The organism is Sphingobium sp. TKS, from assembly GCF_001563265.1.
Taxonomy (GTDB): domain Bacteria; phylum Pseudomonadota; class Alphaproteobacteria; order Sphingomonadales; family Sphingomonadaceae; genus Sphingobium.
In genome coordinates this window covers 109,039-124,295 of sequence record NZ_CP005085.1, presented here as the reverse complement: position 1 = coordinate 124,295, position 15,257 = coordinate 109,039, and the positions used below count along the sequence as shown (strand labels likewise).

Here is a 15,257-nt window from a genome sequence, read left to right as displayed (position 1 = left end):
GCCCCAGGCATGAAAGCAAGCCGCGCCGGGCCGCGCCAGCCGGCTACTAACTAACTTTGGTAATCTTGGATTGGGGAAATTTTTCATGTGCGGCATAATCGCCATCGCAGGCAAAGGTGACGCCGCTAGGCGGCTCGTCGATGGCCTAAAGCGCCTTGAATATCGCGGCTATGACAGTGCTGGTGTCGCGACGCTCCACAATCATGCCATCGACCGGCGGCGGGCAGAAGGCAAGCTTGCCAATCTTGTAGACGTGCTGGAGAGGGAGCCTCTCTCAGGGTCCACGGGCATCGGACACACGCGTTGGGCAACGCACGGCATGCCTACAACCGCCAACGCGCACCCGCATGCGACCGAAGAGGTCGCGCTCGTACACAATGGCATCATCGAGAATTTCAAGCCGCTGCGCGAGGAGCTGATGACGCGCGGCCACAGCTTCGAGAGCCAGACCGACACGGAGGTGGTCGCCCATCTGCTGAGCGAACTGATCGAGGAGAGGGCCACGCCTCGTCAGGCGATCGCGCAGGTCCTGCCGCGCCTGCATGGCGCGTTCGCGCTCGCGATCCTGTTCCGTAGCCATCCCCACATGCTGATTGGCGCGCGCCTCGGATCGCCGCTCGTTGTCGGCTATGGCGATGGGGAGACTTATCTCGGATCGGATGCCCTCGCGTTGGCGTCGCTTACCCAGCGCATTGCTTATCTCGAGGAAGGGGACTGGGTCATTGTCACCCCTGACGGAGCGGAAATCTTCGACAAGTACAATCAGCCGGTGGAACGGCCCGTCACCGTCTCAGGCGTCACCGGAGAACTTATCTCCAAGGGCAATCATCGTCACTACATGCTCAAGGAGATTTACGAGCAGCCCGTCGTCGTCGCCCAGACACTGCGCTCTTATCTACGCAGGATGGACGACCAGCTCGCATTGCCCGTTCCCGATTTTGACCTAGACGCAATTCGACGCGTGACGATCGTGGCATGCGGGACCAGTTATTATGCCGGCATGGTTGCCAAATATTGGTTCGAGCAGTTCGCCCGCGTCCCTGTCGATATCGATGTCGCCAGTGAATTTCGCTACCGTGCGCCGGTCATGGCAGATGGCGGGCTGATGATCGTGATCAGCCAGTCCGGCGAGACCGCTGATACGCTCGCGGCTCTGCGTCATGCCAAAGCTGAAGGCCAGAAGATCGCCGCGGTGGTCAATGTGCCCACGAGCAGCATGGCACGGGAAGCCGACCTCCTGCTTCCCACGCATGCCGGGCCTGAAATCGGTGTTGCTTCCACCAAGGCCTTTACCTGCCAACTCGCCGTTCTTGCCGCCTTTGCCGCCAATCTCGCGCGCGCGAAGGGACGGCTCAACCCAGGTGAAGAAAGGGAGCTTGTCCGTCATCTCGCCGAGGCGCCGTCAGCGCTCAACGCAGCGCTCGCCTACGACGAAACGATCGAGGCGATGGCTGATCTCGTGGCCCATGCCAGGGATGTACTTTATCTTGGACGCGGCCCCGATTATCCGCTCGCGCTCGAAGGAGCGCTCAAACTCAAGGAGATCAGCTATATTCACGCAGAGGGCTATGCCGCGGGAGAGATGAAACATGGTCCGATCGCACTCATCGACGACACTGTGCCGGTGATCGTCCTGGCGCCTAGCGGTCCTCTGTTCGAAAAGACGGTCAGCAACATGCAGGAGGTCCAGGCACGCGGTGGCAAGGTGGTGCTCATCTCCGACTATGACGGGGTGCAGGCGGCGGGTGAAGGCTGCATTGCCACCATCACCATGCCCAAGGTCCATCCCCTGATCGCGCCGATGGTCTACGCCGTGCCCGTGCAGTTGCTCGCCTATCATGTGGCGCTGGCCAAGGGGACGGATGTCGATCAACCGCGCAATCTGGCCAAATCCGTCACAGTGGAATGACAAGGACTGGTCCGGAACAGCAAAGCGTGTCGATTGGAGTCATTCATGCCGTGCCGGATCAATGACGGCTGGTCGGCAATCCTGGACAGATCTTCGCCTGGTCTTTGTCGAGCGACCGCTGGATGTTCCTGTCACGAGCGTTCTCGCCGGATTGGCACCGCCCTCACGCTCGAGCGCTGGCGGCGCGCGCACTACTATGCGCATGCCGCAAATGGAAAAGAGCAACAGCCGTGGGCAAAAAGGGTAGCGCCGGAGTTGAAACGGTGGACATGATGCTCGCCCCTCAGGCTTCTTCAAAGGGCTGCGGTCTCGCGGTCGTAAAAGATTCCGCTTCACAGAAAAAACCATGAAAACGCACAGACGGAAGACCCGTATGCGACGACTAACGATATTCGGCGTGGTTGCCTTGATGGCAGTGCCTGTCCACGGACACCCGGGTGGACTGAACGCGCAAGGCTGCCACAATAACCGCAAAACTGGCGATTATCATTGCCACAAAGCATCCACCGTTCCCGGTCGCAGACAGGCATTGCCGAGCAAAGGCGGTGGACGGCGGATATTCGCCAATTGCTCGGCTGCCCGTGCCGCCGGCGCTGCCCCCGTCCGCGTCGGCGATCCAGGATATGGACGGCATCTCGATCGCGACGCCGACGGCGTGGGCTGCGAATGAGCGGAAAAATGGCGCGGTGGCGAGCCAATGATTATCGTTTCCAACCCCGCCCGGACGATCGTCGACGATAGGCTCAACGATTATAAGGACCAGCGTGGCAGAACGGACCTCTCCTTCCATGAGCCACGTTTCAGTGCACTCGAACACCTCAGCGCTGCACGCCGGGAGTCTCCCTTTGGACTGACCACCGACCTCTCCTGGCCGCCGAGGTGCCCGCTTGGTGGAGATGCTAGTGCTGCCCCGGCAGGATGCCAATCTTGTTGCCAAGGTTAATTTTGCCCTGGCAACAGTTCCAACCGGAGAACTGTACTTTGCGGAGCGGACGTTTCACTTTGCTTATTTAGACAGGCAAGCGATGGGTAGAATTGTCGCGAGCAGCGATGCTTTCGCCAAACTCCGTCGTTGTGTGGCGATGTCTAGGCTCAGGGGCATCACCACATTGTCTTTACGCAGTCACTTCAAAGATCCGGCCAGTCGGCGACGATATTTCTTTCCGTCGGATCAATCCGACCAAGCCGTTCATGAATGTCTTTGCAACCTCTATACCATATATTGGCCAGCTCATCTCATTGCGACTGACAGTTACTTTCTCGCCCAAGACGCTCGCGGGGTCACGCCCGTCGAACTTTCCCGCTCTTTAGCCAGATTTTGCCCGCACCGTGCAAAGGTCTAGCCTGGGCGCCAGCTGCTGCAGTTCGATCTGGCTTACTACCGCTGCATCGAGACCGGTAGAGGACGTGAGCCCGACCGACCGCAGGCTAGCCTGGACCGCGTTGGAGGCGGCCGGATCCTCTGCCTTGTCGAGTTTATTGCCAAGCGCCCGAATCTCGTCGGCAATCGCGCTCGGCGAATAACTACCCACCGACATCAATCGCTCACCCACAATCGCCTGAACGGATTGGAGGCTCGAGGATACAAGCTGGAAATACTGCCTTTCCGGCTCGAGTGTTATCGTTCCACCTCCGACGATGGAGGCGAAGGGCGCCGTGCCGTTCTGCACCTGGGTGCTGATGCCCGAGGCTTCCCGTTTGATGCACATGATCGCATCCAGTGCGGCAGCGACAATCCTCGCCTTGTCCTGGGGTGCGTAATAGCTGTTGCCATGATTGAACAGCGATGCCCCGGCACCTGTCGCGATAGCAGCGTCTGGCCCCGCGCCCAGCGCCGCCGCTGTTGCTCCACCCGCCAGTGCCAGTGCTGCAGGCACCTGGAAAACCTGCCTTCCATTAGCCAACTGCTGAAATGCACAATCGTAGGAAATGCGGAAATTGTCGACGAGCTGCAGTGCCCCGGTGACGTCCGGCTCAATGGCCGCCGCTTCATCCGACGGCTTCCCAGCAGGGCATCTGCCGTTTGCCGCAATAGCCTTGTCCTCATGAACCCTGGGCGGTGCGAAGCTGGTGGTAGCGCAGCCTCCCAGCACCAGAGGCAAAGCAAATGTCGCGCACAGCAAGAACTGCTTCATCAAATCCCCCCATTCCCCTTCGGACCTGCAAACACCGTCCACGACATCCGTAGTCGGAACTGCCGCTCCCTTGTCAAGCGGGAGTTAGAAGGAGCGTCGGCAAGGCCATAAATCGGGGAACATCAAACCCATTACGAAAGCTACGGCATTTCAGAATCGCCATTCATCTACCAGGCACCGCCGAGCGCTACGCGGCTAAGGACTGGCGGGGCTGCCTTTGTCATCCGCTCGTGCGACGGCAGCCACTGTAACGGCGGTTGCCGTGATGCCGCCGATAATCAACGCCGTCAACAGCACTGGTGCAATGCGCTCGCCCTTCTTGACGGGGGTTGAAGCCCTGACCTTCTTGGAAAAGCTAGGCTTGACATTGCTAGTAACTGCCTGAGCGGGGATCGCACATCCCAATGCTGCGACCGCAGCCCCTGCGACCAAGGATTTGATCAGAGACATTATCATTCTCCCGTTTGATTATTTGCGAATGCCATGCAACACATGGTGAGGCAAGTGAAATGGCATGAATCACGCACATCACATCATCACTGAGTACAACCGGTCAGCTTGTAGATTCGTTCAATGCATGACAGCTCGAAACGCCACATAGCATAGTCTGATGATTTCGGTTAGAAAACTGGTGATCAGATATTTGTATCGATGCTTCTTCCGTCCCGCAGACAGCGTACTGCTCACACACTGTCCAAGATGTTAGGAAGTACCGACGTCATACCCGCGCTCATGCCCGAACGTCCCGGGTACATGCAGCATATTTACCCCGGCCTCTTCAGCCCGATCACGTCATTGGGTATGACAGCCCCGAGAAATGAATGCCCCCTGCATTCAGATGAATGCAGGGGGCCGCCCGGCGCGGTAACGCAGGCTGGGTCACCGCCATTTTTGGGGGCTCCGGGCGATCCGGCGACAGGGGTGGCGCCGGATATGGGTATCAATGATCCCGTGCAACGCGCACTGAGTTATTGCGGCACCGCTTCGAGACCATTAAGTCCTACGGCAAGGCTCATGGGCCAGGCGGACGCACCTGTATTGGCTCTCAAAACCCATCTCTGCCGTGTGCAGCCTGGATCGATCCTGGCCGGGATCCGTTCCTCACGCACATCACCAGGGTTCAGATCCTGGCGCCAGAGAGGCCGATACTGTGCCGAGCGGTTACAATAAAGGATCCATTCCAGCATGAGCGATCCCGTCCTCATCTTTGTCTCTTGCCGGAAACTATAGATACCCGGCTTATAGGCAGTGGACCGTTCGAGCAGTTTAAGGAAACTGTCTGGCGCCACAAGGAATTCGATTGCGCCATGCGGGCGATACGTGCCGCTCACCTCGCGGCCGGCCGGAAGCCTCCATGTCAGCGGAGCGTAAACCTGATTCACCGTGAGAGGCGACGCGCCAAAATAATCCAGCAGTGTCTCTGGTTTCCCCGACAGCGCGGCAGCCCACTTCCTCGCCTCGGGAAACGCATCCTGCTCAAGCATTTTCGCGATCAGCACCGAAATGAGTTCCTTGGGCAAACTTCCTCCGGCCCGGCGCCGGCTCGACAGCATGAGCGCGATCGCTCCAGGCTCGACCTGCCGGCGAACCGCCTGGCTCACGAGAGGCAGGAACCACGGGCGATCGACGTAAGGAGATAGAAGCGCCCTCCCCTCGCTGGTCGCGATCAATCCCGCAAGGCCGGGGAGGATTTCGCTTCCGGTTTCTGGATAGACGCGCAAGATCCGGTCGATATGCGCCAGGACGTCAGCTGCATCATCCGCTTCGGCCGCCCGCTGCAGGAGAGCGGCCTGTACCTGCATGTTGCGCCTCGAGACGTCGGCAGCCAAATGAAGGGCGGTATCCGCCCTCTCATCAGCGCTCACGATGCTCCAGCACCATAGCATGTCGGGCGAGAGGGGCTCTGCCTGCAATCGCTGCCGGATGTGTGCGCTGGTTCCGCACCGCGCACTCGCCGTTCCTAAGCTATTCTTGCCTCGTAGCGTCGCCTCTGCCCTGAAATCCCCCCCGTCTTGCGGATATCGAACACCGAACCAATAAATTTTCAGGCCGTAACGAGCAGCCGGCATGCCGAGGCTGGCGAGTAGGACAAGGACGCTAAGGAGCTTTAGCGTTATAAAGGCTCGCGGCAGTCCTATGCGTGACAGCAGGAGCGTCACCCCGCCTCGCCAACCTCCGCCGTCCTGCCATAGGCATAACCGTACCCATAGCCATAACCGTAGCCATGTTTGGAATAATCCACCTTGTTCACGATCGCCCCAAATAGATGCGCGTTCACCGCTTCGAGACGCTGTAGGGCAGCCTGAGCGGCTCGGCGCGATGTAGAGGCGGATTCCACCACATAGATGACTCCCTCGACCTGGCGCCCGATCAGGGGTGCGTCAGCTAGACCCAGAACCGGTGGGGTATCCACTATGATGTGATCGTAAGACTCAAGGAAACGAGCGATGATTTCCCGGAACATGTCGCTGCTCAGCAGTTCAGCGGGGCTCGGCGGGATCGGGCCTGCGGTCAGCACCGAAAGCCCGCGTTCGCCCGTCGCCTTCACTTGATCGAGCAATGGTTCACCGGCAAGCAGGTTGCTTAGCCCTTCCTTGTGATCCGTTCCAAAATGGCGGTGCAAGGTCGGTGAACGCATGTCTCCATCGATCAAAAGAACCCGTTTGCCCGTCCGCCCGATGACGGTTGCGAGCGCTAGGGAACCGGTCGATTTACCTTCGCCCCGTTTCGTGCTCGTGACGGCAATCGTGCGGGGCAGACCGTGATTCGTGGCGAAGGCGAGACTCGACCGTATGCTGAAATAGGCCTCGGCGAGTTCGGATTTGGGATCTGAAATTTCGGCGATCGTGGCCTCTTCGCCCAAGGGCACATGACCCAATAGTGCAGTCCCCAGTGCCGTACGAACCTCCCCGGGCTCCCTTATGCCCTCGTCGATCTGTTCAAGGCCGAAGACAGCGGCTGCAGACAGCGCGATGCCCGCCAAAGTCGCAAGCGCGATATTCAGCATGAGATTGGGCGCGGATGGCGATTGCGGCACCTTGGCCGCGTCGACGATCACGATGTTGCTCGCCCCGACGGTCCCCGCAACGCCGATTTCCTTGTAACGCTGGAGGAGCGCGTCATAGAGTTGTCGGTTGGTATCGGCATCCCGCTGATAGATATTCTGCTGGATGGAAGCCTGTCGCTGGTCATTTAGCACCTGCTTTAGTGCTTCGACTTTTGCTCTGAGATCCTGCTCGCGCTTGAGTGCCTCCGTAAAGGCCAACTTCCGGCTGCCGCTGATCCGTTCGACCTCGCGCGCGATGGCCGCGTCGAGGGTCGCCATCTGCGCCTTGAGCGCACGTGCGGCCGGATATTTGGGCTCATATTGGAGAATGAGCTTTGCATATTCCGCAGCGGCCTGGGCGCGTCGTGCACGCAGATCGACAATGGCTTGGTTTGTAAGAACCTCCGGGCTGTTCTCGGCAGAGCCATTTGCCCGGCTCTCTGCGGCGATGCGCTCGGCCTCGGCTTGTGTCAGTGCCTGGTTCAGCGCCTCGAGGTTCGCCGAGGCCAAAGTCCTCTGGGTAAATGTTCGCCCTTCAGGATCGCGAGTAGCATCCAGCGTCACAATGCCCTTGTTATTCGCATAGCTAACGACGTCACGCTCTGACTGCTCCAGCTTGTGGCGCAATTGCGCTAGCCGCGTTTCGAGAAATTTCCTCGCATCCGCCGTCGCCGCAAACTGCCGGTCCATCGTCGAGCTAATGAATTGCTGCGCCCATTCATTGGCAATACGCGCGGAGATTTCCGGCTTGCGGCTGGTATATTTGATGTCGATTAATCTAGAGCCCCTGATAGGGGAGATATCGAGATTTTGTTGGAGCAGTGCAACAGCCTGACGAACGCGCGCCTTCTTGGTCTCCGGCGAATTATCGGGAAATCCAATAAGTTCTGCTGGCTTCTTTCCATGCGCTTCGAAAAATTCAGATGTTTCGGCGAGGCCAAGCTCGCGCACCACCCGCTCCGACAGCGACTCTGCCTTCAGCAGTGCATATTGCGTCGCATAAAATTCGACGTCCCGGCCTTCACCGGCTGAATCCAACCCTTCGACATTGGTGACATTCTTCCGCTCCCGGCTCACTTCAATCTGTGAGCGAGCCGTGTAGAGCGGCGCCATCAGAAGGGTCACGACAAGGCCGATTATCACGGCTCCCGCGACGAGGCCCGCAATCAGCAGCCGCCATCGGACAACGGCCTGCCAATAGCGCGTCAGCAGTTGTGCAAGCGAGAAAGTATCCCGATCGACCGATGGCGTGGCCTTGGCATCGCCGGCAATGAGAAGATCCTGGTTAGAGTTCTTCATGGCAGGGTTGGTCGACATCAGCGGGTCAGCCGATCGATGCCAATCACAAGAGGCGTAACCAAAGCTGGCATACCGGCAAGAATATCCTTGAAAAGACGGCGGGACCGGGAATCGCCCACCATGATGACGTCATTGGCGTAAATGTCGGGGTCGGAGTACGCCCCATGTCTTATGGCATCGAGATCATAGAGCGCCGCGTAGCGCTGCCCTCCAACCGTCCGGAAGATCACGACGTCATCGAGCTTTGAATATTCGTCCGTGCCCTCGGCCCGGGCGATCGCCCTCATCAGGGTCATGCGACCCACGACAGGATAGAGCCCGGGCTTCTTGACCTGGCCTTCAATCGTCACCACTCGGCTTACAGTCTCTTTCAGATTGACTGTCACCTGGGGGTCTCTCACATAGGCCGCGCGCAGACGTTCGGCCAAGGCCTGCTCAATTTCTCCAGGCGTCATTCCCGATACGTTCACGACGCCGGCAAGCGGAAAGGAAATCCGCCCGCTGGCGTCAACCTGGATTTCCCGTTCCGAGAGCTCCTCAATCCCGAACACATCGACGACAAGCTTATCGTAAGGCCCGACGAAATAGGGCTGGGTGCCCCCGGTGAGATCAGCCCTCCCAGGTGCCGGAAGCGCATTGGCGTCGATCACCTCAAGCTTTGGATCACCCCCCAGCTGAACTGTCTCAGCACATCCTCCAAGCGCCAACAGAATAGGGCCCGTCAGAGAGTAAAGACATAAGAATTTCTTGTTCATTGTGCTGCAACAGTCAAAAGAGTAAAAAATCAGGGATGCGCAATGGGAAGGCCAATCCTTGCTTCTGCCTTCATCTTGCTGATCCAGACGAAGGCGAGGGACGCAAGGCATGCGAGCGCCGGAACCCGCAACGGATAGTCCGTCACCGACGCAAGCCCTAAAAGCAGAATAAGGATAAGGCCAAGCCGCCCGAGATTACGGGAACAGGGATCTTCTCGGCCCTTGCTGCTGGCAACGGTAACTGCATGCATGAGCCAGAGCAGACAGGAAGAAGCGATGACGACGACGGGCAGGCCCCCCTCAAGAACGATCTCAATCCAGTCGTTATGCACATGGTTCATATATACTGGCGACAAGAGGCCGTCCGGCTCGTGGATCAGGTAGACACTTTCGAAACTTCCTTGCCCCGTTCCCCAGGGCAGATAATTCTCGACCATGCCCATCACAGTCGGCATGATCCGCGCGCGCAGTTCGGTGGACTCATCGGTATGGACAAGCCTTTGTAGGGCCATGTCGCGTCCCGCGTAAACTGCGAACGAAAGGATCGCGATGCTACCAACCAGCCCGAAGGCGAGGACGGCTCTTTGCTTCGCGACATTCGGTGAGGTGCGGCGCCCCGACCGCTCAATCCGACCTTGTTTGAACAGAAAGACAGAAGCGATCGAAAACAAGCCGACCAACAGACCGGCGCGTGATCCGGTGACGAGTATCGACGTTGCGATAAACGCACCGAGGATGATCGCCGCGAACCTGCTCAGAAAACCGCTAGCGTTTCCCGCCCATTGGGAACGATGTTGCTCAACGATATAGGCAAGCATCGGGATCACACAGGCAAGAAATGCCGCCTGGTGATTTCGATTGGCGAATATACCGACGGGCAAGTGTCTGTTCGTGACATCATAGAGGTAAAGTGCACTTCCAGGTTCGCCCGCCATCTGCAGAAGAGCCCAGGTTGTCGTCAGAAGCCCAATTGCAAATAGCAGATAAACGAAGCTTGCTAGCGCACTAACTCTAAGCTGCACCGCCAGCACCAGACATGCGAGGGGCGGCACAACACTCCACAATCCATTATATGTAGCCGCAGAGGCCATTGTCATGGGGCGCCAGACTCGCTCGGCCTCGATTACCTCATCAATCTGGCGAACGAGTACGCGATCCGGAAGCGCCTGCCAGAGGATAGGCGGCAATGGCATCAACTGACAAACGATCAGCAGGAATATCGAACCTCCCGAAAGAAGCAGAAACCGGTTGGATCGGTAATCCATGGCCGACAACCTGAAGAGTCCGATAAAAAGGACAACCAATGAGACCGCCCTCAGCACTACGAGGGAGGCAACATCGTCCCTGGCGGTTCCACCGCAAGAAAATGCGAGGATTAAAAGCAACGCAAGCGTATAACGAGCAAACTTATCGTTATTGGGCTGTGAAATTGTCGATCTCGAAAGGCAACAGCCGCGGTAGGCATTCAGCATAGCTACCGCACTGCGGGTCAAAACACCCACACATGATGATTAAGCGCAACTGCTAGTGAGATTGCGCGAGAGATGCAAGGACCATTTCGTTTAGCTACAATGGCATAGCGAGCCTTTTATATGCTGCCGATTGCGACTCTCGGAACTGCGCGGGTGTTAGGTACCGGCTGACCCCGCTCGGATGGCAATACTCGTATGCAGCGAACGTTACTGAATGAACAACGGTTTAAGCCTGCTTTGATACCTGCTAGATCGTCATTCTCTAGCCCTGCTGCAGACTGCGAGCTATCCGGCAAACTCCCTAACGCGCGCCAACCCAAGCTATAGTCAATTCCTCGCATATACATCAGCGTAGCGGATGATATCGTCTTCTCCGAGATAAGCGCCGGTTTGGACCTCGATGAGAAGCACGGGCAGCTTCCCGGTGTTTTCCAGCCGATGCCTGGCTCCCAAAGGAACGTAGATCGACTGGTTCTCCGTGATCAGGGATATCTGGTCCTCGATAGTGACCTGAGCCGTGCCGGCGACAACAATCCAGTGCTCGGCGCGGTGGTGATGGCTTTGCAGGGAAAGGGACGCCCCTGGCCTCACCATGATTCGTTTGACCTGGAAGCGATCTCCCGAAGCGATACTCTCGTACCAGCCCCATGGCCGAAGATCGCGGTTGGACATGTTCGCCTGTTTGACCCCATTTTCCCGAAGCAGAGCCACCGCCTCGCCGACACGTTGGCTTTCAGACATAGGCGCAACGAGTACGGCGTCCGGCATAGCGACCGCGATCATGTCTTGCAGGCCGATACCGACAAGATGTAGCCCTTCCCCTTCTGTCCTGAGAAGCGTTCCAGAACAGTCTATCGCCGTCACATCGTTCGAACAAACATTTCCTACTGCGTCCTGGCGGCCTTCGTTCCACACGCTTGCCCAACCACCGAGATCAGACCATCCAGCCGTGAGCGGCATCACTGCGAGATTGGAGATCTTCTCCATAATCGCATAATCGATCGAGATACTTTCTACCCCACGCCAGGGTTCCGGCTCCAGCCGAGTGAAGTCAAGATCCAGCCGCGCAGCAGCCAGCGACGACGCGACGGCTGCTGACATAGCGGAAGCATGCGCCGAATAAGCGTCAACGATCGCCTGAACCGAGAATAAGAAGATGCCGGCATTCCACAGGAAATTACCAGCCTCGATCATTAAAGAGGCCCTTTCTGCGTCTGGCTTTTCTACAAACTGCCGCAGTTCCTGTGGGCCGCTGACGTTTAGCTCCCCTGGTTTCAACTCCAGATAGCCATATCCCGTTTCAGCGTGAGAAGGGACTATACCAAATGTGACGATATCACCCGCCAACGCCCGCGGTTTCGCCGCCTCGATGGCCGCATGAAATGACGCGACGTCCGCGATCTGATGATCGGACGGCATCACGAGCATCAGCGCTTCAGGATGCCGATCGCGAAGCCACAGTGCGGCGGCAAGAACTGCAGGCGCCGTGTTACGTGCCTCCGGTTCAATCAACACCCCGTCAGGTTTCACGCCCAGGGCCGCCAGTTGCTCCACTATCGTGAAGCGGAATGGCTCGCCCGTCACAATGATGGGCCGATCGAAAGCGGGACCGAGAACGCGCCGGGCTGTCGCCTGGAACAGGCTCTCGTCGTCAAGCAGTCGAGCAAACTGCTTTGGAAATGACCGCCGGGACAGCGGCCAGAGCCGAGTTCCAGACCCCCCGCAGAGGATGACGGGACATAGAGGGACAGGTTTAATCATAATGGTCCGCTTTTTTCGATGGGAAATGCCTGCCTGTCGAACGTGTTCGAAGCCGTCCGTCAGACAACGTGAAGGGAAAGATCAACATACAAATCAATCAAGATCGGCCTGTCACTACCGCGGAATAGCGCTCCCGCCTGGCGGCGAGCAACGAACGCGCAATTCCGGTAATTGGCCTCTCAACATATCGGAAAACAACGAACCCGATAATTACCGACAATATCGTACAAAGTAGGATATAAGACGTAGCTGACAAATAGCTCGAGTTAGCAGCAGTTATTCCCACTCTTTTCCAGATCATCGTAGTCATTCCAATCACGAATATATGCGACAGATATAGCGAGTATGATGAATCACCAAGGGCTTGGAGAAGAAGGTGCATTCCGGGTCGAACTTTAATGCTTGAAGAGACAGCGAAATACACCAAAAGAGCTGAGAAAGCTCCAGCTGTCCAAAGTCTGGAATCGACCGAAGAACAGAACACAATAAGGGCAAAAGCCGCAAACGCCGCGAAAGGAGCGATTCGACGGGATGCTAACCATCCTTTTAGATAAGCCAATCCCACTGCCATGCCGAGCACAAACTCGAGCGCAATCGGATTCGAGAGAAAACGGGCTATTGCCCCCTCCCCCGGCAATAAATGGACAGCGATGACCGAAATAACAATTATCGCCGTTGAAGGCAGAACGAACCTGCCTATGCTACCTGAAGAAATAAATAGCGCAAATAATAAATAGAAGTAAATTTCGTATGTTAATGTCCAACCCGGCACTAACATGGGCATGACAGCCTGCGGTATGCCGGGATGAAAATGCGGTATGAACAACAGGCTCTGGATGACGTGTCCAGTATCCAGAACTGCGGAGTTAAAGATACCGGGGCGTATGATCAAACCGATAACCATCAACACCGACATGAGCCAGTACATGGGTGCAATCCTGACCAACCGCTTTTCCATAAAGAGGTACGGCGAAGGCGTCGCATTTGCTCTACTGACCGAATAGATCATGACGAAGCCACTGATAATGAAAAATATGTCGACGCCAAACTCGCCCCACGCCAACACGTGTGCGCCAAGGATAGGCCGCACTTCTGCTCACGTGGAACAGTACGACCATCAACGCAGCTATTCCACGAAGGTACTGAATAGACAGGATGTCTGCGTGGTGTGACCGTTTCATCGCATATGCATCCCTGTTCGCGGCCTGACGGCGGCAGAATGTGCAACTGGACCAGTGGGACTTGCAGGATGCAGGCTTTCGTAAAGTGCGTTCATTCGGCTCACCGAAAGACTCTCGCAGAATTCCATTTTGAAGCGCCGTCGAGCTCCGCATGCGAGCTCGTTGCACAACTGGTCGTCCAACAATATCCGCGTACAAGCTGCGGCCAGGGCCTTGGGGTCATTTGGCGGCACATTCAATCCGCTTTCGCCGTGCTTGTTGACCCACGGCACGCCGGAACCTGCAATGTTGGTCGCCACCACTGGCAGCCCGTGAGACATCGCCTCGATCAACACCACACCGAAGGCTTCCGAACGCTCGACCGAGGGCATGCAATACAACTCGGCGAGAGAGAAGAGCTCATGCAAAGCCTCATCTTCAAGACGACCGGCGAGGATCACCCTGCTCTGTCCACCCGTCGCCATTATCCGCCCCTCGAGGTCCGCCCGCAGAGGACCGGATCCGACAACCACGACTATCGCTTCATCGGGCAGCATCGATGCGGCCCGAATCAAGGTGTCGAAGCCCTTATAGGGCACCAACCGCCCAACGCTCAGGATTACCCGTCGTCCTTCCAACCTTGATCTTAGATCAGGAGGGATAGCGCTGCGGGAGCTTCCCGCGAATAGACTGACCAAACCACTCTTGTCCGGGACTCCCAGCGGCACTACAGCAATCTTATGGCGGAAGGGTTGAAGCACAGCGGAGGCATCCGCATAAGGGGGCGAGGTACAAATGATCTTGTCCGCCCGGCGGAGCATCAGCTTCTCTACCGGGCGTAGGAAGCGTCCCAAAATGCCCTTGCCAACCACGTCGCTATGCCAGTGAACGATCAGTTTCGTTCCAGTCCCCAGAAGCGCGCTGGCCAGTGCCGCCAACATATTGGGAGCATGCAAATGGACAATGTCTGCTTTTCGCCCTTCCTTCAGAAGCCACCGGAAATAGCGCCACCCGATAGGTTGTGATGCCTGTGAGAAAGCAATTGGCGCACGCAGCACCCGCACGCCATGAAGATCGATCTCCTGTCGTGCTTCCCCTTTCCCGAAGCATGCGACGGTGACGGTGTGCCCATCGGCGGTCGCGCCTCTGGCCAGGCTCTCAGTCACGCTTTCTATACCACCCATGTCCGGTGGATAGTATTTTCCCCAGTGTACTATGCTTGCCATGATACCTCTAAGAGCTGTTTAGACATCGATTTGTCTCACGTCAGGCGACAGACGTATGATCCGATATCCAGACCGTAATCCGATCAGGCTCGAGCGGATTACGCGTCATTCTTCCTTTGTTTTCCGCATTCTCCCCTGGCGGGCGATGTCGCCCGCTTCGAAATGCTTTAGACTTGGACAAACAGGAGCGATCGGTGGTGTCCTTTGCGAAGATGACACACCATCCAGTTGCTCTATTAACGAGAAACAGATCGCCTTAAGTCGATGATCACATGCGTGGGCGATACCAGTCGGCATGGAAACATGGATCGGCATTAATTACTCTATGAAGTCCGCTATTCGACCATTAGGAATGCTCCGATGACCAATAGACGGCTCGGAACGGCCGAAATGGCAGACCCGCGCTTGACGCGGACAAGATCGTCGATGGCAAATGAAACATCGTTTTCGGCACCGATGTCCCGTTGCGATGGCGAAATCCGATTTCATCTTTA

The 15,257-nt window shown here is 57.2% G+C and carries 11 protein-coding genes; 2 read left to right on the top strand and 9 right to left on the bottom strand.

Features of this window, described 5'->3' with window-relative positions; all coding sequences use genetic code 11:
- The first annotated feature begins 85 nt into the window (after window positions 1-85).
- Both glmS and K426_RS30655 read left to right on the top strand, forming a co-directional pair.
- Window positions 86-1,909, top strand: a complete 1,824-nt coding sequence (glmS, locus tag K426_RS25810) for a glutamine--fructose-6-phosphate transaminase (isomerizing) (protein WP_066564108.1) — start codon at window positions 86-88, stop codon at window positions 1,907-1,909.
- 373 nt (window positions 1,910-2,282) lie between these two features.
- Window positions 2,283-2,579 (top strand): excalibur calcium-binding domain-containing protein, encoded by a 297-nt coding sequence (locus K426_RS30655; RefSeq protein WP_082749207.1) that lies wholly within the window; start codon window positions 2,283-2,285, stop codon window positions 2,577-2,579.
- A 637-nt stretch (window positions 2,580-3,216) separates the two neighbouring features.
- On the opposite strand, the gene K426_RS25800 is transcribed toward K426_RS30655, so the two are convergent.
- From K426_RS25800 to K426_RS25760, 9 genes are all read right to left on the bottom strand, one after another.
- Entirely contained in the window at window positions 3,217-4,044 is an 828-nt protein-coding gene (locus K426_RS25800) for a hypothetical protein (protein WP_046765045.1), read from the bottom strand.
- Window positions 4,045-4,239: 195 nt separating this feature from the next.
- Window positions 4,240-4,494: a hypothetical protein gene (locus K426_RS25795; RefSeq protein ID WP_046765046.1), complete on the bottom strand. Its 255-nt coding sequence runs from the start codon at window positions 4,492-4,494 to the stop codon at window positions 4,240-4,242.
- Window positions 4,495-5,012: 518 nt separating this feature from the next.
- The gene (locus tag K426_RS25790; RefSeq protein WP_145907774.1) at window positions 5,013-5,909 is read right to left on the bottom strand and encodes a hypothetical protein; all 897 of its coding nucleotides are present in this window, start codon (window positions 5,907-5,909) and stop codon (window positions 5,013-5,015) included.
- Window positions 5,910-6,199: 290 nt separating this feature from the next.
- Complete coding sequence (locus K426_RS25785; protein ID WP_237230200.1) at window positions 6,200-8,407, bottom strand: GumC family protein; 2,208 nt, start codon at window positions 8,405-8,407, stop codon at window positions 6,200-6,202.
- Window positions 8,407-9,144: a polysaccharide biosynthesis/export family protein gene (locus K426_RS25780; RefSeq protein ID WP_046765048.1), complete on the bottom strand. Its 738-nt coding sequence runs from the start codon at window positions 9,142-9,144 to the stop codon at window positions 8,407-8,409. The genes K426_RS25785 and K426_RS25780 overlap by 1 nt, the downstream gene beginning before the upstream one ends.
- A 29-nt stretch (window positions 9,145-9,173) precedes the next feature.
- Complete coding sequence (locus K426_RS25775; RefSeq protein WP_082749206.1) at window positions 9,174-10,616, bottom strand: O-antigen ligase family protein; 1,443 nt, start codon at window positions 10,614-10,616, stop codon at window positions 9,174-9,176.
- Window positions 10,617-10,943: 327 nt separating this feature from the next.
- Window positions 10,944-12,377, bottom strand: coding sequence for a mannose-1-phosphate guanylyltransferase/mannose-6-phosphate isomerase (locus tag K426_RS25770; RefSeq protein ID WP_046765050.1), 1,434 nt, complete (start codon window positions 12,375-12,377; stop codon window positions 10,944-10,946).
- A gap of 97 nt (window positions 12,378-12,474) precedes the next feature.
- On the bottom strand, window positions 12,475-13,386 hold the full coding sequence (locus K426_RS25765; protein WP_237230198.1) for an acyltransferase family protein: 912 nt from the start codon (window positions 13,384-13,386) through the stop codon (window positions 12,475-12,477).
- Between the two features lie 168 nt (window positions 13,387-13,554).
- Entirely contained in the window at window positions 13,555-14,763 is a 1,209-nt protein-coding gene (locus K426_RS25760) for a glycosyltransferase (protein WP_082749204.1), read from the bottom strand.
- Window positions 14,764-15,257 lie beyond the last annotated feature (494 nt).

Bases quoted from the DNA above. Each gene is read 5' to 3' on its own strand.
- K426_RS25795 (WP_046765046.1), bottom strand. From the start codon at position 4,494: ATGTCTCTGATCAAATCCTTGGTCGCAGGGGCTGCGGTCGCAGCATTG.
- K426_RS25780 (WP_046765048.1), bottom strand. From the start codon at position 9,144: ATGAACAAGAAATTCTTATGTCTTTACTCTCTGACGGGCCCTATTCTG.
- K426_RS25760 (WP_082749204.1), bottom strand. From the start codon at position 14,763: ATGGCAAGCATAGTACACTGGGGAAAATACTATCCACCGGACATGGGT.
- K426_RS30655 (WP_082749207.1), top strand. From the start codon at position 2,283: ATGCGACGACTAACGATATTCGGCGTGGTTGCCTTGATGGCAGTGCCT.
- glmS (WP_066564108.1), top strand. From the start codon at position 86: ATGTGCGGCATAATCGCCATCGCAGGCAAAGGTGACGCCGCTAGGCGG.
- K426_RS25800 (WP_046765045.1), bottom strand. From the start codon at position 4,044: ATGAAGCAGTTCTTGCTGTGCGCGACATTTGCTTTGCCTCTGGTGCTG.
- K426_RS25770 (WP_046765050.1), bottom strand. From the start codon at position 12,377: ATGATTAAACCTGTCCCTCTATGTCCCGTCATCCTCTGCGGGGGGTCT.
- K426_RS25775 (WP_082749206.1), bottom strand. From the start codon at position 10,616: ATGCTGAATGCCTACCGCGGCTGTTGCCTTTCGAGATCGACAATTTCA.
- K426_RS25765 (WP_237230198.1), bottom strand. From the start codon at position 13,386: ATGATCTATTCGGTCAGTAGAGCAAATGCGACGCCTTCGCCGTACCTC.
- K426_RS25785 (WP_237230200.1), bottom strand. From the start codon at position 8,407: ATGTCGACCAACCCTGCCATGAAGAACTCTAACCAGGATCTTCTCATT.